This window comes from Collimonas sp. PA-H2 (genome assembly GCF_002564105.1).
GTDB lineage: Bacteria > Pseudomonadota > Gammaproteobacteria > Burkholderiales > Burkholderiaceae_D > Collimonas.
Window position 1 is genome coordinate 3519159 of the sequence record NZ_PDBX01000001.1, and the last position, 21063, is coordinate 3540221.

Sequence of the window (21063 nt, forward strand, 5' to 3'; positions counted from 1 at the left end):
AAAAAATTTATGTTAAATGTTTGTTTTTTTCAATTTTACTAATTCCAGAGTCACGGCCCGGGAAATGACTTCATCCAGGGTTTGGTGCAAGCCCTCGCGGATTTGCGCCGCCATGCCTTCCACCGCGGTCTGCAAGACATCGGCCAGGCCGTCGCGCACACGCTGCTCGATAACGAAATCGATACGGTCCTGAAGCTGCTGTAGCACTTTTTCCCTGACCTCTGCCTCCAGCCGCTCCCAATCGTGCTGGCTGAGGATGGCTTCGCGCTGCGGCACAGGAAGTTCAAAATTCTCCGGATCGTCCGTCACGGCGAAGGCCGCGGGTGCTGCGGCCGCTTTCGGCATGTCGATAATATCGGTCAAGGTCGGCAACGGAACAATGACCTCGGTCAACAAAGGGATATTGGCGTCAAGTTTTCCGGTGTTCATTGCTAGTTCCTTAACCTGGATTCAGGTTTATACATTTTCAGCGACAAAGTGCGTCAGTGGATAACCGCGTTGCTGGTAAAAGCGATAGCGCTCGCGGCCGGCGGCCTTGTCGTCCTCGGCCAGCGAGACGATTTCAAACATTCTTTCAAAGCGGGCGAAATGCTGCGGCGTCTTGCCGGACAGGTTGATCAGCATCTGGTGATGTGGCCACTCGGTCTCTTCGTCGGCGGCCAGGATCACCGGGGTTTGCGCGGCGAGCGGGTCGCCGGCGCGCACGTGCGGCAGGAAGTCATGTTCCGAAAACGTCCACAGCGTGCGGTCCAGCGTCGCCAGCTCGTCACCGTTGGCGGTCAGGATGACGATCTGGCGTTGTGCTGTTCGGGCTTTGCGCACCAGTCGGCAGGTGTACAGAAATTTGTCCGAAATATTGGTGTGAAAGTCGATTTGCGTCATTGATATAGGCAGTATGGTCAGGCCGCGCTTAAAAGCGGAATCCGGGCGGCGCGTTGCCGGCTGCTGGCGCGACATCGCCGCTGTTGGCGCTGGCGGCAGGAGCAGTGGTTTTGACGGCCGGGCCGGCGCTCGGCGCGGCGGCAACCGGCGCCGTATTGCGATAGGTTTTCGGCAAGCGGCTGGTTTCCGGATAGCCGGCTGCCGTCAGCGCGCTGCCCCAGTTACTGGAAGCAAATCCATTTTGCTTATCCCGGCCGATTGTCAATACTGGCAGCTGGTTTTCGTTGGTGATTTTGCGTAGCGCGGCGATATCTTCGTTGCTCTTGACGGTTTTCTCGCTGAAAGGGATACCGCGTTCTTTCAACATCTTGCGGCCATCGTCGCAAGGGATGCATTTGTCCGAGCTATACAAGGTGACCGGATTGTTCTTAACTGCCTGCGCCAGTTCAAAAGGCAGGCTATCGCTGTCGTCTACCGTGCCGCCGGTGACTTTTTTCTGCACCACATTGCCGCTGGCGGGTGGCGTATCGCTATAGGTGACCTTGCCGTCCGGACCGGTCGACTTGTACAGCTGGGCCTGCGCACTGGCCGCCAGCATCAGCAGAAAAAACGTTGCAGCGCTTCTAACCCCTGTCGTGATACCTATCGTCATACCTTTTCCCCTTGTTTGATTTAAGAGCCTGGTTTGTATAGTTGCCATTAAGTTGTACTGCGTACTTCGGTTCAGGCGGCCATGCCGCTGTGCCGCAGCAAGGCGTCGATACTGGGTTCGCGGCCGCGGAAAGCCTTGAACGATTCCAGCGCCGGGCGCGAACCGCCGACCGCCAGGATTTCGTCGCGGAATTTGCGGCCGGTTTCCGCCGACACCACATTGCCGCCCATCGCCGCCTCTTCAAAGGCGCTATACGCATCCGCCGACAGCACCTCGGCCCATTTGTAGCTGTAGTAGCCGGCCGCATAACCGCCGGCGAAGATATGGCCGAAGGAATGCTGGAAGCGGTTGAAAGCAGGCGGGGTGATGACGGCGATCTTGCCGCGCACCTGGTCGATCACATCCTGCACGCTCTCGCTGCCGTAGGGATCGTAATCGTCGTGCAGACGCATGTCGAACAGCGAGAACTCGACCTGACGCAAGGCTTGCAGGCCGGACTGGAAATTCTTGGCGGCGATCATCTTGTCGAACAGATCGCGCGGCAGCGGTTCTCCGGAAGCGGCTTCTGCAGTCATGTGCTGCAAGACATCCCACTCCCAGCAGAAATTCTCCATGAACTGCGACGGTAGTTCGACCGCATCCCATTCCACCCCGGAAATGCCGGAGACGCCGATTTCGTCGACTTGGGTCAGCATGTGATGCAAGCCATGGCCGAACTCGTGGAACAGCGTGATCACTTCGTCATGCGTGAACAGGGCCGGCTTGCTGACGCCATCGACCATGGCCGGCGCGGTGAAATTGCAGGTCAGGTAAGCGATCGGGGTTTGCACCTCATTGCCGAGACGGCGCCGCGCCCGCGCGTCGTCCATCCAGGCGCCGCCGCGCTTGCCGTTGCGTGCGTACAAATCGAGATAGAACTGGCCGATCAGTTTGCCGTCTTTTTCGATCCGGAAAAATTTGACGTCCGGATGCCAGACTGTGGCCTGGTCGGCGCTGATGTCGACTGAGAACAGCTTCTGCACCAGCTGGAACAGCCCTTCGACCACGGTCGGCTCAGGGAAATACTGTTTCACTTCCTGCTCGGAAAACGCATAGCGCTGCTCGCGCAGCTTTTCCGCGGCGTACGCCAGGTCCCAAGCTTCCAGCGTCGCCAGGCCGAGCTGCTCGGCGCCGAAGGCGCGCAGTTCCAGCAGATCCTGCTCGGCAAACGGCCGGGCGCGCCGGCCCAGGTCTTCCAGGAACTTGATCACCTCTTGTGGCGTGTTGGCCATCTTCGGCACGAGCGACAGTTCGGCGTAGTTCTTGAAATCCAGCAACTTGGCTTCTTCGTTGCGCAGGCGCAGGATCTCGACGATGTTGGCGCTGTTGTCCCATTCCGGTCTTTCGCCCAGCTCGGAAGCCTTGGTGGCGTTGGCGCGATACATTTTTTCGCGCAGGGCGCGGTTGTCGGCGTATTGCAGGATAGGGAAGTAGGAAGGGAAGTGCAGCGTAAATTTATAGCCTGGCTTGCCATCCTGTTCGGCGGCGGCGCGCGCGGCCTGGCGCACGTCCTCCGGCAAGCCGGCCAGCTCGGCTTCGTCGGTGATGAACAAACCGTAGGCGTTGGTAGCGTCCAGGATGTTTTCCGAGAAGCGGGTGGTCAGCGCCGCATGCTTTTCCTGGATTTCGGCAAAACGGCTTTTCTTGGTGGCTGTCAGTTCGGCGCCGCCAAGGCGGAAATCGCGCAGGGCGTTGTTGACGATCTTGCGACGCGCGGTCGACAGCTCGGCGAAATCGATATTGTTCTTGATCGCTTTGTATTTGCTGAACAGCGCCAGGTTCTGCGCCAGCGCGGTCCAGAATTCGATCAGCTTGGGCTGGTTTTCGTTATAGGCGGCGCGCAGTTCCGGCGTGTCCGCTACCGCATTCAAATGGCTGACGATGCCCCAGGCGCGGCCGAGCTTTTCCGTCACGTGCTCCAGCGGCAGGACGAAATTGTCCCAGGTGGCGGTATCGGTGGCTGCTTCCAGCAAGCTGACCACGGTCTGCGCTTGCTGCAGCAGTGCGGCGATCGCCGGCGTAATGTCGGCCGGCGTGATCTTGTCGAACTTGGCCAGACCGCTAAAGTCGAGCAGGGGATTGCTGGCGTTGATGGCGGTAGAGGTCATTGCAATTACATTCTTTCTGCGGCTTCAATGGTATTGACCAGCAACATGGTAATGGTCATCGGCCCGACGCCGCCTGGCACCGGGGTGATGTAGCCCGCGACTTCCTTGGCGTTGGCAAAGTCGACATCGCCGCACAGCTTGCCGTTATCGTCGCGGTTCATGCCGACGTCGATCACGGCCGCGCCAGGCTTGACCATGTCGGCGGTGACGATATTGCGCTTGCCGGTGGCGACCACCAGGATATCGGCCATGCGGGTATGCAGGCCGAGATCGCGCGTCTTTGAATTACAGATGGTAACGGTGGCGCCGGCTTGCAACAGCAGCATGGCTTGCGGCTTGCCGACGATGTTGGAGGCGCCGACGATGACGGCATGGGCGCCGCGCACCGGGAAATTCACCGATTCCAGCATTTTCATCACGCCGTAGGGTGTGCAAGGACGGAACAGCGGCTGGCCGGTCATCAGCAGGCCGGCATTACTAATATGGAAGCCGTCGACATCCTTCTCCGGAGCGATGGCTTCGATCACCTTGTGGGCGTCGATATGCGCCGGCAGCGGCAGCTGCACCAGGATGCCGTTGATCTTCGGATCGGCGTTCAAGGCATCGATGCGCGCCAGCAAGGCCGCTTCCGTCAGCTCGGCGTCATATTTTTCCAGCACCGAATGCAAGCCGTTGTCTTCGCACGCCTTGACCTTGTTGCGCACATACACCTGCGAGGCCGGGCTGTCGCCGACCAGGATCACGGCCAGTCCAGGCTGCTTGCCCTGGGCCGTCAGCGCGGCGGCGCGCTTGGCGACATCGGCGCGGAGTTGTTGGGAGAGGAGGTTTCCGTCGATCAGTTGGGCTGGCATAGTAAGGGCTATTGAAAATTGAAAGCAAAGCAGGATTATAAGGGGTGTGCGCGCGGAAGACTGCGCCTGCGGCGTGTTACTTTGCGGAAACTTGTCGATTCTTGCGAATTAGTTCTCGCCGATTCCCGTAAATCCATCGGAAATTGTGCCTTTGATAAAATAAGGCGTGGCCAAATGCATTTTTCGAGCAGCTGGCCGATCGTAAATTGCTGTCTGGCCGGCATCCAACGCGTTCTTTCATTTTCGGCTATTCTCGCCTTCTACGATATCTGTATGCCACCGACTGCGGCTGTAATCATGCAACCAGCAAGCGCATGGCTGGAGCTGATAAATTTAAAAAGAGGGATGCTGAATTGACCGATCATTACACTCGCCGGCTGGCGCTGCTAGGGCAAGAGCAGCACCGCGACTTGCTAGGCCAGGGCCTGCGCGGCATCGAAAGAGAAACTCTGCGCGTCGACGCCGATGGCCGGCTGGCCCTGACGCCGCATCCGCGCGCGCTGGGTTCGGCGCTGACGCAGCCGCAGATCACCACAGACTATTCGGAGTCGCTGCTGGAGTTCATTACCCCGGCCGAGCATGATATTGCGACGGCTCTGACCGAGCTCGACACGGTCCACCGCTTCGTCTACAGCAAGCTGGGCGACGAACTGCTGTGGAGCCAGTCGATGCCGGCCCACCTGCCGGCCGAAGAACTGATTCCGATTGCCTGGTACGGCACTTCTCACATGGGGACCTTGAAGCACGTCTACCGGCGCGGCCTGGCGCTGCGCTACGGCAAGCGCATGCAGTGCATCGCTGGCATCCATTACAACTATTCGCTGGCCGAAGGCGTGTGGCAAACCTTGCAACAGGCGGAAGGCGCCAGCGGCACGGCCATGCACTTCCAGTCAGAAAGCTATATCGCACTGGTGCGCAACTTCCGCCGCTACAGCTGGCTGCTGATGTACCTCTTCGGCGCTTCGCCGGCCCTGTCCAAATGTTTCCTGGACGGCCGCGACCACCGGCTGGACGAGCTGGACAAAGATACTCTCTACCTGCCATACGCCACCAGCCTGCGCATGAGCGACCTTGGCTACACCAGCGAAGCCCAGGCGCGCCTGACGCCGCAGTTCAACAGCCTCGACAGCTACATCAAGAGCCTGGCGCGCGCGGTCAGCCAGCCTTATCCGCCATATGCCGAGATCGGCACCCACCGCAACGGCGAATGGGTGCAGATCAACACCAACATCCTGCAAATCGAAAACGAGTACTACTCGACCATCCGGCCGAAACGCGTGATCAATTCCGGCGAACGGCCGATCCAGGCGCTGTCGGCGCGCGGTGTGCAATATATAGAAGTGCGCTGCATGGACATCGACCCTTTCGAGCCGATGGGCATCAATCTGGAAACCTCGCGCTTCCTCGATGCCTTCCTGCTGTTCTGCGCGCTCGACGACAGCCCGCTCACCAGCGATGAAGAAAGCCTGGAAAACACCGAGAATTTTTCCCGTGCGGTGAAAGAAGGGCGGCGTCCCGGCCTGCAACTGCGGCGCGACGGCAATCCGGTCGGCCTGCAGACCTGGGGCAAGGAACTGCTGGAGCGGATCAGTGCGGCCGCGGATTTACTCGATGCCCAGCGCAGCGATGACGCACATGCCGCATCGCTGGCAAAGCAATGCCTCAAGCTGGACCAGGTGGAACTGACGCCTTCGGCGAAGGTCTTGGCGATCCTGCGCGATAACAAAGAATCGTTCGGCAGCTTCGCCCTGCGCCTGAGCAAAGAGCATGCGGCTCATTTCCTGGCAAATCCTCCTAGCCCGGACGAGCGTAATTATTACGAAACGATGGCGACGACGTCCTTGGCCGAGCAGGAGAGCCTGGAGCGTAGCCAGACCGGGGATTTCGATACCTTTGTTGCTGCTTACCGGGCCAGCACGCTGGGCAATATGAGTGTTTAGGAAACTATCAGTTAGTCTTCCTGGCGCCGGCGGCTTAAGCCGTCGGCTGAGTTTCGCCGGTTGACGAACGGATGGCAGGTGTCGAACCTTGCTGCATGACGCTCTTGCCCGCTCTGGCCAAGGACAATTTCTCTGACAATTGCCGGCGTGCTTCATGCATTGCCTGCGCCACCGCTTCGGGGCCGAAGACCAGTCCTTGCAGCGGGAAAAAATGCACATCGCTGATGCCGATCGATGCCAGCGCATAGCGCAGGTAGGGTGTCAGGAAATCAGTCTGCTTCGCTCGCTCACCCGCAAAAAATCCGCCCGAGCTGACCAGTACAAAGGTCGGACGGTCCTTCATCAGTCCGACCTTGCCCTGCGGCGTCGCCTGGAAACTACGATGGATGCGGATCACATGATCGATCCACAATTTGAGCGCGGCAGGTACGGTGAAGTTGTGCATCGGTGTGACGATGAACAGCATATCGTGTTGTTCCAGCTCGACGATCAGGCGTTCCGACCATTCGAATTCTTTCGCATCGGGCGCCGTTTGCGAAGTGAGGGCAGTTGCGTAGCCGCGCCCGATTGGCGGGATGGGCGACTGCACCAGGTCGCGTTCGGTGATCTTTACGTTATCGATCCCTGATGCGGTAATCGTTTCCATTGCAAGGCGATAACCATGGCTAGCATCGCTGTGCGGGCCGCTGTTCAATAGCAGGATGCGCGTCATGTGGTGGATTCCTGAGTAAGCGGTTCGACGAAATGCATGCCCTTTGCAAGCAACCCCTGGCGGAAGTAAAAGCGCTGCGCCAGTGCCATATGCAAGCCGGTATCCAGTACAAAGTGCTTGCAGTGCAGCGCAACGGCTTGTTGCCGCACTGCTTGCAGCAGACGTTCGCCTATTCCGGAGCGCTGCAAGGAAGCCGTTATCACCAGATCATCGACATAAACGAAACGGCCATATATCAGATTGTCTTGCAGGCGGTAGCCGGCAAGCCCGACGATGGCGCCATCGCGCCATGCTGCAAGCAGTCGATACCCTTGCGTGCGTTGCCGCGCGACTTGGGCGCTGTATGTTGTGCGATCGCTCAGATGCGGTCGCAATTCCTTCATCACGGAGAACGACGCTGCCAGATCGGCGTCGCTTTCGATGTGTTTTATCTCTAGCTGGGACTGCATGCATTTCTCCAAAAAACAATGGACGATGGGTTTGCGGACTAAATTATTGGAGCCAGCAATTACGACGGCATCTTGCGGAATGCGATGGCAAAGCGATTCCAGCTGTTGATCGACGTCACGAGCAATGTCAGTTCAACCAGTTCGGCATCGGTGAAATGTGGGCGGACTGCTTGCCACACTGTATCCGGCACGTGGTTTTGCGAGACCAGCGTCAACGATTCGGTCCATTCCAGCGCGGCGCGCTCGCGTTCGCTGAAGAACGGAGTTTCGCGCCATGCCGCGACGGTAGCCATGCGGCGCTCGGATTCGCCGGCTTTGCGGGCGTCGGTCACATGCATGTCGAGGCAGAATGCGCAGCCGTTGATTTGCGATGCGCGCAGGCGGACAAGTTCCTTCAGCAGGATGTCCAGCGTGCCTTTGTTGATGTGGTTTTCAACACCAATCAGTGCCTTGATGGCGTCTTTGTCGGCATTGAAGAAATCGAGGCGGGTTTGCATTTGAAGCTCCTTGGCTAGGTAAATCGAAGTGAACGAGTGGGTATTTGCTTGAGGCCTAGTATGCGAAAATCATGGATGTATTAGAAGGGCCAAGAAATAACAAAAGGACTAGTCCATGAAAACCCCTGACCTGGATCTGCACGTCGATCGCGCACTGGAATTGCCTATGTACCTGCAGATATGCCAGCGTTTCAAGACGGCGATCGAGCAAGGAAACCTGCATGCGGGGGATCGCGTGCCGGCGGTACGGGCGCTGGCGGCTGAATTGAATCTGGCGCGCGGTACGGTGGAAATGGCTTATCGCATCCTGGCGGACGAGGGATATCTGCAAATCAGGGGCGCGGCCGGCACCGTGGTTTCGCCGTCTTTGCCGCCGCCAGCTGTCCTCAAACCGCAGGTAGTCATGGCCGGACTAGCGCAGGCAGCCATCGTCGATCACGACGGCAAGCCGCCGAAGCCGCTGCAGATGGGCTTGCCTGCGCTCGATGCATTTCCGCGCAAGGTGTGGAACCGGCTGGTCGGCCATCGCCTGCGCAGCAGCGAACCGGCAAGACTGGCCTATCCCGACCCTGCCGGTTATGATCGTTTGCGTGAAAAAATTGCAACTTATCTGGGCGTCTCGCGCGGCGTGACCTGCCTGCCGGAACAGGTGTTCATCACGACCGGCTTGCGCAACACGCTTGAACTGACCCTAAGCAGCCTTGCGACTGTCGGCGATGCGTTCTGGTTCGAAGATCCCGGCTATATTTTTGCACGCCTGTTTCTGCAAAATGCCGCGGTCAAGGTCGTGCCGGTGCCGGTTGATGAAAATGGATTGATGGTGGAAGAAGGCAAGCGGCGCAGTCCGCATGCAAAATTCGCGATGGTCACGCCGTCGCACCAAAGTCCGCTTGGGGTGACCTTATCGCTGGAGCGCCGGCTGGCGTTTCTGGAATGGGCCAGCAAAGCAGGCAGCTGGATTATCGAAGACGACTACGATAGCGAGTTTCGCTACCAGGGACGGCCGCTGCCGGCGCTGAAAAGCCTGGATCGCAATGAGCGCGTCATTTACAGCGGCACCTTCAGCAAGGCGATGTTTCCGGGGTTAAGGCTGGCTTATGTGGTTGCGCCGGTCAGCGCGGTTGCACGCTTTCAGGCAGCCACCTACAACCTGAACGCAGGCTGCCCATATCTGTTTCAGGCAGGCATTGCCGATTTTATCGCTGAAGGTCATTTCTCAAGGCATCTGAAAAAAATGCGCCTGTTATATGCAGAACGTCGCGCGGTGACGTCGCGCGTTTTCCAGGAAATATTGGGCGACCGCATACGGATCGATCTGCAACCGGGCGGCTTGCACATACTGGCGAAGCTGGCTGAGCACGAAGACGATGTCATGCTGGCAGGTCGTGCGCGGACTGCCGGCTTGGCCCTGCATCCTTTGTCGCGCTGGTACATCAATGCCAAGCCGCGGCAGGGATTGTTGCTGGGCTTTGCCAATGTGATCGATGAGAAGGAGGCGATACGCCTGGCGCTGAAACTCAAACAAGCATTGGCATAGCGCCGCGCTGGGGCCATGGCCTGCAACGAGATATTTATCGATTATAGAGCTTCGTCAGGAGTCGCCAGGGATCGAAACATTCACTGGTGATAGGCAGCTTACGCCACCCACAAGAGACATTCACAAATCCTCGAAGCGGTCATGTTAACCGGCGAGAATTTCCATTGGTGCCTATTAGGCATTGTCGATAATGACTGACGTATACCTTCCACTGCTCGCAATTGGCTGTGGATTCAACCGACACATGGGGGCTTATAACTACCACAACTATATTTATCCACCCCTAGCCATTGCCAATTCATTCAGCTGATTTAAATCAACTTTAATGGTCCATGGCTTCTTCTCAAAATTTGGGCCATATTTACCGTGAATAAGGAGATCAGTGTCAGTCAATTCGAACATTATCGGTTCGAAGCGTGAATCTAAGCCTCCCTCTAACGAGCTGAGTGGACTCAATTCTCTACTCCATAGTGCGTTTCCTTGGAAATCGACGCCAAACATATCCAACACAACAGGACCTGAACCATTGTTGTTTGCGAATTTCGTCGTAAGAAAAAGCAACTGCTTACCTGTACTTGCCCAGTCCCCTGAAAGTCCTTCGTATTCAATTTGATAGAGTTTATCCAATCGATAATTTAAAAGCATCCTCTCTTCAGCCCACGCTCCGTGGCGCTCCGCCAGTACATTTATCTCTTTCCAACTACGCCCGCCATACTTTATTTCGTCGGCCCCTGGATATGGCCCATCTGTCGAACGGAGAATTGGTAATTTCCCCTCTTTTCTAAGTTCAAATAGTGCGAATTGTGAATCTGGGAGTCCACTAATCCACAAGGACTCGGTTGACACTATCCGCTCAGCGCTCTTTGCGAGTGCTTGCGGAGTAGGTTTGATACGTTTCATCAGCGTGGAATATCCGTCTATACCAGCCACTTGACAGTCATTGTCGGGCCCTTTGTTGAAGTGCGGCGGGGAGTCAATCCGATGAGCATCTGTAAATCCGGCAATAGTGACGTCGTTATTTATATCTTTAAGCACCCAACGCGTTAAGCTGGAGTTTGGCCCAGATTCTGATGTAATGGCATATCGAGCGGTTGGGTGTTCCAGGTAGGTTACCTGCAAGCAGGTGCCCGGCTTTACAGGGGGGGCAGACGTAAAAAAAGGTCCTGGAATCTTTTCCGGTGAAACGTAACACTTATTGTCTGATGCGTCTCCAAGCTCTAAATGAGCAAATCCACTTTCTCTTGCGATTGGCCAGCGCCTGTCGCCTTGATGAAGAAGGGATTTTGATTCATTAATTTTTACCTCGATAAATTGCATTCCGCCGACGGTCAGGAAATTCTGAACGTCTTTAGAACTAAGCCCGCCGGTTTCGTCGAGAAATCCATCAATCAAAAATGGACCTGGTGTCTGGGCAAGTTCCTTAACGCAAATTGAATGGGCTTGGGTTCTCAGGCTATTTCTTTTCCCGTCTCTATAAAATGCTTTGCCAAGAGGCCAAAAAATGGGAGCCGTAAGTACACAGGCAATCAGGCAGCCAAGAATTTTTCCTTTATATCCTTTCCCAAACCAAAGAGCTATTCCAAAAACGACAACAGGAATAAGTACAATGGCCCATATAAAAAGAAGAAGAAATTCCTCTCCGACCCCACGCTGTTTGTATTTGAAATACAACGGCGCACGTCCGCGTTGCAACGTAAATTTTGTCATTATTTTGAATTATCCCAATATCTTTTTGATTATGGTGATACCTTTTCCATATAGGTCGGCACGAATTTACTCACAAACTCCAATGCAAATAAAATCGGAAAATATGCGGCAAAGGTGATACCCATGTGAAACACATAGCAAACCATAAATATATGTGACAGATTTCACGTTAGGGCCTGCAATCAGATTAGAGAACGGAAATTCTACATGTCTTTTGTTCATACCTTAATTCGAATGACACCCAATGTCCGCTATGAAGCGGAAGCTTGAATGACCGCTCCTGCCGCCGTATTGAGCCAGTCGCAATAGACTCAATTCGCCCCGTTTCCGCCATTCTGGCTTGCCATTTTCTATGATCGATTGCGGCGACAACGGCCCTTCGATCAAGCACCTTCCTCGGCAGATCTTATCAACCAGAGGGGATCATCGCTGGTATCGGCGTCGTGTTAAGAGCGAGGGTTCTTGGCTACTTCCTGATTGCGTTTGCAGGCTCCTATGCGAACGGCGACTTCGTCGAAAATCGTCTCGGCGAATTCGACTGCAGCCGGCATCTTGGCATCGTACATCATGACGAATTCAATTTCCGGCAGTGCCGGCATGCCTTCAGACACTCCCAATTCGCGCAGCCCGTCGTCGATCGCGTTACGCGATACTGGTGCGATGGCGATGCCGGCTCGCGCGAGCGCTCGGATGCCGGCGACACTCGGACTTTCGCAGGCGATTCGATAAGGCATGCCGGCTAACGCGAGCGCTTTGACGGCTGCCGCCCGGTACGGGCACGGGTCGGGGGAGCAAGCCAGCGGCACATCACCTTCGGGAAGCGGCTCGTGACGAGCAAACGCCCAGACGAGCGGTTCTCGCCACAAAATCACGCCCTTGTTTGAGTGTGCACACCGGCTGCCGATCACGAGATCGAAATCGCCGTTTGCGTGCCGTCGAAACAAACTGTCGCCAATGTCGACCGTCAGATCCAGCAGCAAACCACGGCGCGCAGCGCTATAGCGGCGTATCGCGTCGGGAAGCCAGGCTCCCGCAAAATCCTCCGATGCGCCAATGCGCAGCTTGCCGCCGAACGCGTCGCCTGTTCCCAGCCTGGCCCTTGCTTCCTCGCTCAGATTGAGCATCGCTCGAGCGTATCCGAGCAGCGTTTCACCGTGCTCCGTGAGCGTGACGCTACGCGTATTGCGCACAAAGAGAGCACGACCGATTTGTTCTTCCAGGCGGACAACCTGGGCGCTGATCGCGGATTGACTCAGATTCAGTCTACGGCCAGCGCCGGTAAAGCTCCGCACATCGGCGACGGTAACAAACGTAAGAAGTAGCGCTGTGTCGAGGGGGGTGCTCATTAATCACAAAATCGGGTTAATTTAATCAATTAATATCGTTTCAAGATTATAAGCCAACTCGCTATGCTGCGAATCACAGTGGGCGACCGCGCATCCTGCGCGTCGCCGTCACCCTTGGTAAGGATTGGTTCCATGACACGCGTGCTCTATATTGAAGGCTCACCCAACAAGGAATATTCGGCGTCCATCGAAGTGTGCAATGCATTTCTCGATGTGTACCGGCTGGAGCATCCCGATCATGTGATACAGAAGCTCGACATATGGGACCTGGCGATGCCGGAATTCGACGAAGACGCCCTGGCCGCGAAGTACGCCGGACTGAACGGAGCGGCTTTGACGCCGGCGCAGGCGGCGGCATGGCAGGGCATCGAAGAACTCGCGGCGCCATTCCTCGAGGCGGACAAGTTCCTGTTCGGTGTGCCGCTATGGAATTTCAGCATTCCGTACAAGCTTAAGCATCTGATCGACGTGATCTCGCAGAAGGATGTCCTGTTCACATTCGATAGTTCAGGTTTTGCCGGCATGCTGCGTGGGAAAAAGGCGGCAGTCGTCTATGCGCGCGGACTCAGCTACCTGTCGCCGGGTTCGTTTACGCCGGCCAGCGAGTTCGACTTCCAGCGCCCCTATATTGAAACTTGGCTCAAGTTCGTGGGCATGAAAGACGCTGTCGGTATTGTGGTGGAGCGCACCTTGCTCGGCGCCGACGGAAAGGCCGATCGAAGTAGCGCCATCGAAGAAGCTCGCGCGATCGCACGCGTGTTCTGACCCTGCAGAGCTTCAGTGCAAATCGATCGTCACCCATACAGTCTCGATAACTATATACGACTTCAAAACAATTCCCTCTGCCCGCCCACCAGCGCCGCGAAACTATCGTCCAGAAACGGCAGTATTGCATCCGCCAGCGGCTGCAGCTGCCGGCTCAGGTAGTGGTCGTAATCAATCGCCGAGCGCTGTGTTTCCAGCGGCTCCGGGCCAGCCGTTGTCATCACGTAGCTGATCCAGCCGCCGTTCTGGTACTGCAATGGCCGTCCCTGCGCGCGATTGAACTCATCGGCCATGCGCGCCGCGCGCACATGCGGCGGCACGTTGCGCTGGTAGGCTTCGAGCGGGCGCCTTAGTCGCTTGCGGTAGACCAGCAAGTCGTCGAACTCCCCGGCCAACGTGCGGCTGACGTAGTCGCGCACATAAGCCTGGTAGGGTTCGCGCTTGAAGATGTGCTGGTAAAGCTGCTGCTGGAATTGCTTGGCCAGCGGCGTCCAGTCGGAGCGTACCGTCTCCAGTCCCTTGTACACCATCTCTTCGGCGCCGTCGCCATTGATGATCAAGCCGGCGTAGCGCTTCTTGCTGCCCAGTTCGGTGCCGCGGATGGTCGGCATCAGGAAGCGGTGGTAGTGGGTGTCGAACTCGAGTTCCAGCGCGGATTCGAGACCCAGGGTTTGCTGCAAATGCTGGCGCCACCAGTCGTTGACGTTTTGCGCCAGCGCATTGCCGATCTGCGTCGCTTGCTGTTCGGTATGCGGCTGTTTCAGCCAGACGAAGGTGGAATCGGTATCGCCGTAGATCACCTGGTAGCCCTTGGCTTCGATCAGCTCGCGCGTCCTGTGCATGATTTCATGGCCGCGCATGGTGATCGACGACGCCAGGCGCGGATCGAAGAAGCGGCAGCCGGTTGATCCCAGTACGCCGCAGAAGGCGTTCATGATGATCTTCAGGGCTTGCGACAGCGGTTGGTTGCGCTGGCGCTTTGCGCTTTCACGGCCTTGCCAAATCTGGCTGACGATGGCCGGCAGGCTGTGCTTGCTGCGCGAGAAGCGGGCGCCGCGGAAACCCGGTACGGAATCCTGGTCGGCGGGATGGCGCATGCCTTCGATCAGCCCGACCGGATCGATCAGGAAGGTACGGATGATTGAGGGGTAAAGACTTTTGTAATCCAGCACCAGCACTGAATCGTACAGGCCCGATTGCGAATCCATCACAAAGCCGCCTGGGCTGGATGCATCCGCGATCTCACCCAGGTTGGGCGCGACATAGCCCTGGCGGTGCATATGCGGCAGATACAGATGGCCGAAGGCGGCCACCGAACCGCCGCTGCGGTCGGCCGGCAAGCCGGTGACGGCGGCGCGCTCCAGCAGGAAGGGCAGCAGCTCGGTCTTGGCGAAGATGCGCGTCACCAGCTCGCAGTCTTTCAGGTTGTAGGTCGCCAGCGCCGGCTTGTCCTCGGCGAAACGGCGGTCGATTTCCGCCATGCGCTGATAGGGATTGGTGATGGATTTGCCTTCGCCCAGCAGGGTCTGGGCGACATATTCCAGGCTGAAGGAGGGGAAATTCCACATCGCCGATTTCAGCGCTTCGATGCCGTCGATGATCAGGCGCCCGGCGGCGGCGGCGAAATGGTGGTTTGGCTTGAAGCCGTGTTCGCGCCACTCCATCTGGCTGCCGCCGCGGCCGATGCGCAGCGCCATCTTGTATTCCTGGGCGTGCTTTTGCAGGACGCGCAGGTCAAACTGCACCAGGTTCCAGCCGATGATGGCGTCGGGGTCATGCCGCTCCAGCCATTGATTCAGTTGCTCCAGAAGGAGAGGGCGGCTGTCGCAGTATTCGAGGTCGAAGTCGATCCCGCTGGCGTCGCCGTTGGGCGGGCCTAGCATATACACCTGGCGCTGGCCGCAGCCTTCCAGGGCGATTGAATACAAGTCGCCGTGCGCCGTGGTTTCAATATCGAGCGAGACCAGCTTCAACTGCGGGCGATAGTCAGCCGCGGGTTTCATGTAACTGTTGAGCATGGGCCCGCTGGCATTGGCTTCGCCGGCGAACCAGACCGGCGCCGTGATGAAGCGTTCCATCAGATAGCGTTCCGGCGGACGGATATCCGCTTCGTAGACATCTACGCCGGCTTCCCTCAGCAGTTTCTCCAGCTTGATCAGCTGGCGGTGCTGCTGCAAATACAGGCCCAGCACCGGACGGCAATGGAAGTCAGTCAGCTGCAGCTGGCGCAGTTCGTAGCGGCGCTCGTTGCGCAGCACGCCATCCGCCAGTTGCTGCTGCTCGGCCGGAATGAATGCCACCGATTCCTGCGCGGACAGGCGGATGTGCTGCGGACCGCTGTCTGTGGCCAGCCAGAACTCGACTTCAGTACCAGTGGGGGTATCGCGCCAGTGTCTGGTTAAGAGAAAACCTTGTTGTGCCACGCTACTACCTTTTATAACTGCTTATATTTATTGAGGCATCGGCGCGATGCGGGGATCATGTCTTGCAAGAATACAAGTCCGATTATCCAAGATTTCATATGCGGTAGCACGCAGGGAGTAGCGGAAGTTTGTCCGGATTTTTTTAAAGGAGCATTGAACTGCGGATTGTCCGGCGCGACGTGTAATATATTCTGCGTTGATGTACGGCTTGTTGGCAGTACATAGCTAATAACAATCACATCGATAGTTTTAAATGTAATTTAGATTGCTTGCAATTTAATTTCGAGCACTATATTATTCAAGCCATGGAAACCAGCAAACATCATCTGCCGACTGCAAGCCTCCCGCCCGAGCTACTCGGTCCGGAAAGTCTGCTGCTGGACAACCAGCTGTGCTTTGCCCTGTATTCGGCATCGCTGACCATGACCAAGATCTACAAGCCGCTGCTGCAAAAGATGGGTCTGACCTATCCGCAGTATCTGGTGCTGCTCACCTTGTGGGAGCGCGACGAAGTGACTGTGTCGACGCTGGGCGAACGCCTGTTCCTGGATTCCGGCACCTTGACGCCCTTGCTCAAGCGCCTGGAAAGCAGCGGCCTGTTGCGTCGCCAGCGTGCTGTCCAAGATGAGCGCCAGGTGATTGTCAGCCTGACCGCGGCCGGTAGAGACCTGCGCAATGAGGCGCAGGCGATACCGCAGCACGTGAGCTGCAGCGTCGGTTGCTCATTGGATGAAGTGAAAATGCTGACCAGGGAACTGCAACGCCTGCGGGCGGCAATGGCGGGTAATATCGAGTAAGTCGGATGGTCGAAGCATGTTATTTCATGAAATACATTGTTAGCAATGTAATTGTGTAATTCATATTATTGTTTTACGCTTTTCATTCTTGCGTCATCTAAGTGTTGTACTTTTTTATCCGGATCGTCAGTACGGCCGACTGCTCTGATCCAAAGGATTTTTCAAACGGCCAATAAAGGAAATCATCATGTCAGTCGAAAAAGTTCTGTATCGCGCCCAAGCCACAGCAACCGGAGGCCGCGACGGCCGCGCTGTTTCATCCGATAACGTGCTGGACGTCAAATTGACCACCCCGAAGGAACTGGGCGGCGCCGGCGGCGTGGGCACCAATCCTGAACAACTGTTTGCAGCCGGCTATTCGGCCTGCTTCATCGGCGCCATGAAATTCGTCGCTTCGCAAGAGAAGATCCATCTGCCAGCCGACGTGGCGATCACCGGCCTGGTCGGCATCGGCCAGATTCCAGGCGGCTTCGGCATTGAAGTCGAACTGCAGATTTCCCTGCCAGGCATGGAAGCCGGCGCGGCGGAAGACCTGGTGAACAAGGCGCACAAGGTTTGCCCTTACTCCAACGCCACCCGCGGCAATATCGACGTTACCCTGACCCTGGTGTAATAAGAAAGGGCGAATGGCAGAGCTCATTCGCCCTGTGCTGCAAATGACGCTCATACGCCGAGGTTGCATTACTGCTGACTACGTCTTTGGCAGGCCGCTGCAATGTATTGGGCGGCCTGGTCGTTTTCCACGCCAGGCAGGTTTTGCAGCAGGCAAGCTTGATAGGTTCTTTCAGCGCTCTGCAGGAAGGCGCCTTCTTTGTACAGTTTGCGGCAGGCGTTGACAATCATGTCCGAGGCCTGGCCGGACTTGGCATTTCGCAGATACTGCAGCACGCATTCGTCATATTGCTGGCTATCGAACGCCATTGCAGGCCACGCCGAAAACGCCATCATGGCTAAGAACACATATGTCGAATATTTCATGGGCTGCTCGTCAGGCGCAAAAGTCGGGAAGTTTAGAGTATACATATCGGGCAGTCGGACACGACTGCAATAGGATTAATTTTTCATGAAGAGCCTAGGCGGGGACTTGCGCAACAATGCGCTGGCGCCGGATTTGCGTTGTCGGTCGGACTGACGTGCGGCAAGCATCAGCGACAGCCGTTGCCGCAGGAAATGCGAGCGCTTATTCTGCTTGCACCGGCGTCAATACTTCACGGCTGCCGTTGGTCGCCACTGAAGAAACGATGCCGGCGGCTTCCATCTGCTCCACCAGCCGCGCCGCGCGGTTGTAGCCGACACGGAACTGGCGCTGCACCGAAGAAATCGATGCGCGCCGGGTGCGCACGACGAAGGCAACCGCTTCGTCATATAGCGGATCCGCTTCCACATCCTGGCTATCGCCAAGCAGGTCGGCGCTGGCGCCCTCGGCGGGTACGCCGGCGAGGATGGCTTCTTCGTATTCCGGTTCGCCAAACTGTTTCAGATGTTCGACCACCCGGTGCACTTCCGCATCCGAGACGAAGGCGCCGTGCACCCGTTGCGGATAACCGGATCCCGGTGGCAGGAACAGCATGTCGCCGTGGCCGAGCAAGGCTTCCGCACCCATCTGGTCGAGGATGGTCCTGGAGTCGATTTTGGAAGATACCTGGAACGCCACGCGGGTCGGGATATTGGCTTTGATCAGTCCGGTGATGACGTCGACCGAAGGCCGTTGCGTCGCCAGGATCAGATGGATGCCGGCGGCGCGGGCTTTTTGCGCCAGGCGGGCGATCAGTTCTTCGATTTTTTTACCGGTCACCATCATCAGGTCCGCCAGCTCGTCGATGATCACCACGATCAGCGGCAAGGTAGACAGCGGCTCGGGCGCATCGGGAGTGAGCGAGAACGGATTGCTGACTTTCTTGCCACGCAGGTTGCCATCGCGGATTTTCTGGTTGAAGCCAGCCAGGTTGCGCACCCCCAGCGCCGACATCAGCCGGTAGCGCTTGTCCATCTCGGCAACGCACCAGGTGAGCGCGTTGGAGGCCAGTTTCATGTCGGTGACGACCGGCGCCAGCAGATGCGGAATGCCTTCATAGACCGACAGCTCCAGCATCTTGGGATCGATCATGATCAGCCGTACTTCTTCCGGCGTGGCTTTGTAGAGCAGCGACAGGATCATGGCATTGATCGCTACCGATTTGCCGGAGCCGGTGGTGCCGGCCACCAGCATGTGCGGCGCGCGCGCCAGGTCGGCCACAATCGGCTTGCCGGTGATGTCCTTGCCCAGCGCCAGCGTCAGGTGCGATGCTGAATCCTGGTAAGCGGGCGACTCCAGTATCTCGGACAAGCGGATCATTTGCCGCTGCGGATTAGGCAGCTCCAGTCCCATGCAGGTTTTACCGGGGATGGTCTCCACCACGCGGATCGAAGTCAGCCCCAGTGCACGCGACAAGTCCTTCATCAGGCCGACGATCTGGCTGCCGCGCACGCCCAGCGCTGGCTCTACTTCGAAGCGGGTGATTACCGGGCCGGCGTCGGCGCCCAGCACGGTCACCGGCACCTTGAATTCTTTCAGCCGCTGCTCGATCAGCAAGCCGGTTTCCGCCAGGCGTTCTACCGGGATGTCGATCAATTCGTTGACTGCCGGGTCCAGCAAGTCGAGTCCGGGCAAATCGATCCGTAGTTCATGCAGGGGACGGAAGGAGAAATCGGCTTCACCATCATCGATGATGGCAGCGGGTATTTGGGCTGGAGCGGGCTGCGACGCCATATAAGCAGTTTGCGCGATGGCAGTAGCAGGATGGGCAAGCGAGGTTTCAAACGGCGCGGACCGCATCTGCAATGCCGTTTCCGGCTTTTCCATTAGGCTCGGGGGTAGGCCGGCGAAGCTGTCGGCGGTGAATATATCTGCCAAGGCAGTTGCAGCCTCAGGCAGAGTTGCAACATCTGGCTTGCTGGAAAATTCTGCTACGAATGCAAGCGGCGCTGCTGCGGGCGCAACTGCCGACGTCACGGCGCTATCCTCTGCCAGCGGCTGGAATGCCGCGGGAATCGCGCCGGCTACAGTCGCCGGAGAAAGCGGGCGCGTGCTGATTATCCTGGTTTGCGGCGCCGGGCGATTCAGGCTGCGCTCAGTTTGCCGGATATGCATCGCATCCTTCCGCGCGGCGCTGGCGGCTCTTGCCTGCTGCGCCATCTTTTCACGCGCCAGCATGGCCGGCGTCGGAATGATGCGTTCAACCGTCGCCCACTCCGCCATGCTCCTGGCGGAAGCGGGTATCTCTGCACGCTTGGCTGGGGTGCTCGATCGCTTGCCCGAGACTTCCGGCAGATCGGAACTGGATGGCAGCTGCCAGGATTTTCTGCTGCGCGGCGGCGCTGCAATGCTTTCACGTGCGCGTGCTTGCCGTACCGTCGAGTGCGATGAAACCGTCGCCGCCGCAGCCCGTGGTTCGCGCGGCGTATCGGCTTGCTCTGTCTTGTCGGAGAAGAAACGCCGCAGCGCAGGATGGATGTTGCCGATAGAAGTCAGCCATGCGCTGCCGAACAGCCATGACAGGGCGAGGATGCTAATGGCCAGCAGCGTTAGCACGCCGCCGATACTGCCAAGCGTGTTCATCAGGCCCTGGGCAATCGCGTAGCCAGCGTGGTCGCCGTCGGGAGGGCCGGATTCGCTGGTGCGCAAGACGGCTTCCAGCGCGCTGCTGCCGCACAGTATCAACAGGGTTCCCAGCCACAAGCGGATCGAGCCGGGGCCGCGCAGCGCGCTCACGCCCGAGCGACGCGCCTTCAGTACACGAACCAGCATGGGAGCCAGCCAAAGCAAGGACCATCCGAACCAACTGAAAACTGCTATATGCATACTCAAATTCAACGAAAAATCAAGGTCCGGAAAGCGTGTGGCTTGCGCAAATCATGTTGCGATATCGCAGGCCGTGCCCGCTGCCGCTTGGCAAGGGTGACCTGACAGAGGTTTGTCTGACGATCTGAAATCAAAGTAGGTGATATTAACCGAAAAACCAGTCGCCGTTTCCCTCAGGGTTGCTTGCCAATAACTTGTTTTTACATAAATAAAAATGTAACGAAAATTGCGCTGCCGTCGATGCGAATTACTGATGCAGGCCAGCAAGCGTTGCAACGTGCTTTTTGTATTTTTCCAAGGCTTGCAATCTGAATATGCCACAAAGCGAAGCAGCTGCCTGCAAATAGCAGCATCGTCTGCTTAATGGCGGTTGCAACCATCATCCATCCAAACTTCGATTTGTCTTTTTACGACAATGGCGACGTTTTTCAACAATTTCCTGTCTCATATATGTAACTAAACATTTCATTTTGTAGCGATACAAAATTATTTGTAACAAAAAGTATTATTTTTAGTA

At 57.2% G+C, this 21063-nt stretch carries 18 protein-coding genes; 5 read left to right on the forward strand and 13 right to left on the reverse strand.

The genetic code is table 11. The annotated features are described in order from the left end of the window. Nucleotides 1–12: 12 nt before the first annotated feature. The 5 genes from BCF11_RS16115 to folD all read right to left on the reverse strand — a co-directional run bounded on the left by BCF11_RS16115 (nucleotide 13) and on the right by folD (nucleotide 4532). Nucleotides 13–429: a hypothetical protein gene (locus BCF11_RS16115; protein WP_098495630.1), complete on the reverse strand. Its 417-nt coding sequence runs from the start codon at nucleotides 427–429 to the stop codon at nucleotides 13–15. Between the two features lie 27 nt (nucleotides 430–456). Next, nucleotides 457–882, reverse strand: a complete 426-nt coding sequence (locus BCF11_RS16120; protein WP_098497531.1) for a DNA polymerase III subunit chi — start codon at nucleotides 880–882, stop codon at nucleotides 457–459. 28 nt (nucleotides 883–910) lie between these two features. After that, nucleotides 911–1534 (reverse strand): glutaredoxin family protein, encoded by a 624-nt coding sequence (locus BCF11_RS16125; RefSeq protein ID WP_233212503.1) that lies wholly within the window; start codon nucleotides 1532–1534, stop codon nucleotides 911–913. A gap of 71 nt (nucleotides 1535–1605) precedes the next feature. Beyond that, nucleotides 1606–3681 (reverse strand): M3 family metallopeptidase, encoded by a 2076-nt coding sequence (locus BCF11_RS16130; protein WP_199110884.1) that lies wholly within the window; start codon nucleotides 3679–3681, stop codon nucleotides 1606–1608. A gap of 5 nt (nucleotides 3682–3686) precedes the next feature. Beyond that, nucleotides 3687–4532 carry a bifunctional methylenetetrahydrofolate dehydrogenase/methenyltetrahydrofolate cyclohydrolase FolD gene (folD, locus tag BCF11_RS16135; protein ID WP_098495631.1) on the reverse strand — a complete coding sequence of 282 codons (846 nt, stop codon included), beginning with the start codon at nucleotides 4530–4532 and terminating at the stop codon, nucleotides 3687–3689. Nucleotides 4533–4885: 353 nt separating this feature from the next. Between folD and gshA the strand changes: the two genes are divergently transcribed. Continuing rightward, nucleotides 4886–6472 (forward strand): glutamate--cysteine ligase, encoded by a 1587-nt coding sequence (gene gshA / locus BCF11_RS16140; protein ID WP_098495632.1) that lies wholly within the window; start codon nucleotides 4886–4888, stop codon nucleotides 6470–6472. A gap of 34 nt (nucleotides 6473–6506) precedes the next feature. Here the strand turns inward: gshA and BCF11_RS16145 are convergent, their stop codons facing one another. The 3 genes from BCF11_RS16145 to BCF11_RS16155 are packed head-to-tail and all read right to left on the reverse strand — an operon-like array spanning nucleotide 6507 to nucleotide 8130. After that, complete coding sequence (locus BCF11_RS16145) at nucleotides 6507–7184, reverse strand: FMN-dependent NADH-azoreductase (protein WP_098495633.1); 678 nt, start codon at nucleotides 7182–7184, stop codon at nucleotides 6507–6509. After that, entirely contained in the window at nucleotides 7181–7633 is a 453-nt protein-coding gene (locus tag BCF11_RS16150; protein WP_098495634.1) for a GNAT family N-acetyltransferase, read from the reverse strand. Before BCF11_RS16150 ends, BCF11_RS16145 begins: the two co-directional genes overlap by 4 nt. A 59-nt stretch (nucleotides 7634–7692) precedes the next feature. Continuing rightward, a complete protein-coding gene (locus BCF11_RS16155; protein ID WP_098495635.1) occupies nucleotides 7693–8130 on the reverse strand; it encodes a carboxymuconolactone decarboxylase family protein in 438 nt (145 codons plus the stop codon). A 115-nt stretch (nucleotides 8131–8245) separates the two neighbouring features. Here BCF11_RS16155 and BCF11_RS16160 point away from each other — a divergent pair, with 115 nt between their 5' ends. Next, nucleotides 8246–9667, forward strand: coding sequence for a PLP-dependent aminotransferase family protein (locus BCF11_RS16160; RefSeq protein WP_098495636.1), 1422 nt, complete (start codon nucleotides 8246–8248; stop codon nucleotides 9665–9667). Nucleotides 9668–9940: 273 nt separating this feature from the next. Here the strand turns inward: BCF11_RS16160 and BCF11_RS16165 are convergent, their stop codons facing one another. After that, a complete protein-coding gene (locus BCF11_RS16165) occupies nucleotides 9941–11374 on the reverse strand; it encodes a hypothetical protein (protein ID WP_098495637.1) in 1434 nt (477 codons plus the stop codon). Between the two features lie 446 nt (nucleotides 11375–11820). Then, nucleotides 11821–12720, reverse strand: coding sequence for a LysR substrate-binding domain-containing protein (locus BCF11_RS16170; protein ID WP_098495638.1), 900 nt, complete (start codon nucleotides 12718–12720; stop codon nucleotides 11821–11823). A gap of 132 nt (nucleotides 12721–12852) precedes the next feature. Between BCF11_RS16170 and BCF11_RS16175 the strand changes: the two genes are divergently transcribed. Then, nucleotides 12853–13485 (forward strand): FMN-dependent NADH-azoreductase, encoded by a 633-nt coding sequence (locus BCF11_RS16175; RefSeq protein WP_098495639.1) that lies wholly within the window; start codon nucleotides 12853–12855, stop codon nucleotides 13483–13485. 62 nt (nucleotides 13486–13547) lie between these two features. Here BCF11_RS16175 and BCF11_RS16180 read toward each other — a convergent pair whose 3' ends face one another. Continuing rightward, a complete protein-coding gene (locus BCF11_RS16180; RefSeq protein WP_098495640.1) occupies nucleotides 13548–15908 on the reverse strand; it encodes a DNA polymerase II in 2361 nt (786 codons plus the stop codon). 305 nt (nucleotides 15909–16213) lie between these two features. Between BCF11_RS16180 and BCF11_RS16185 the strand changes: the two genes are divergently transcribed. Both BCF11_RS16185 and BCF11_RS16190 read left to right on the forward strand, forming a co-directional pair. Beyond that, nucleotides 16214–16705 carry a MarR family winged helix-turn-helix transcriptional regulator gene (locus BCF11_RS16185; protein ID WP_098495641.1) on the forward strand — a complete coding sequence of 164 codons (492 nt, stop codon included), beginning with the start codon at nucleotides 16214–16216 and terminating at the stop codon, nucleotides 16703–16705. A gap of 187 nt (nucleotides 16706–16892) precedes the next feature. Continuing rightward, nucleotides 16893–17318, forward strand: coding sequence for an organic hydroperoxide resistance protein (locus BCF11_RS16190; protein WP_098495642.1), 426 nt, complete (start codon nucleotides 16893–16895; stop codon nucleotides 17316–17318). A gap of 68 nt (nucleotides 17319–17386) precedes the next feature. On the opposite strand, the gene BCF11_RS16195 is transcribed toward BCF11_RS16190, so the two are convergent. Continuing rightward, nucleotides 17387–17683, reverse strand: coding sequence for a VF_A0006 family four-cysteine protein (locus tag BCF11_RS16195; protein WP_098495643.1), 297 nt, complete (start codon nucleotides 17681–17683; stop codon nucleotides 17387–17389). Between the two features lie 202 nt (nucleotides 17684–17885). Then, nucleotides 17886–20492 (reverse strand): DNA translocase FtsK, encoded by a 2607-nt coding sequence (locus BCF11_RS16200; RefSeq protein WP_233212504.1) that lies wholly within the window; start codon nucleotides 20490–20492, stop codon nucleotides 17886–17888. Nucleotides 20493–21063 lie beyond the last annotated feature (571 nt).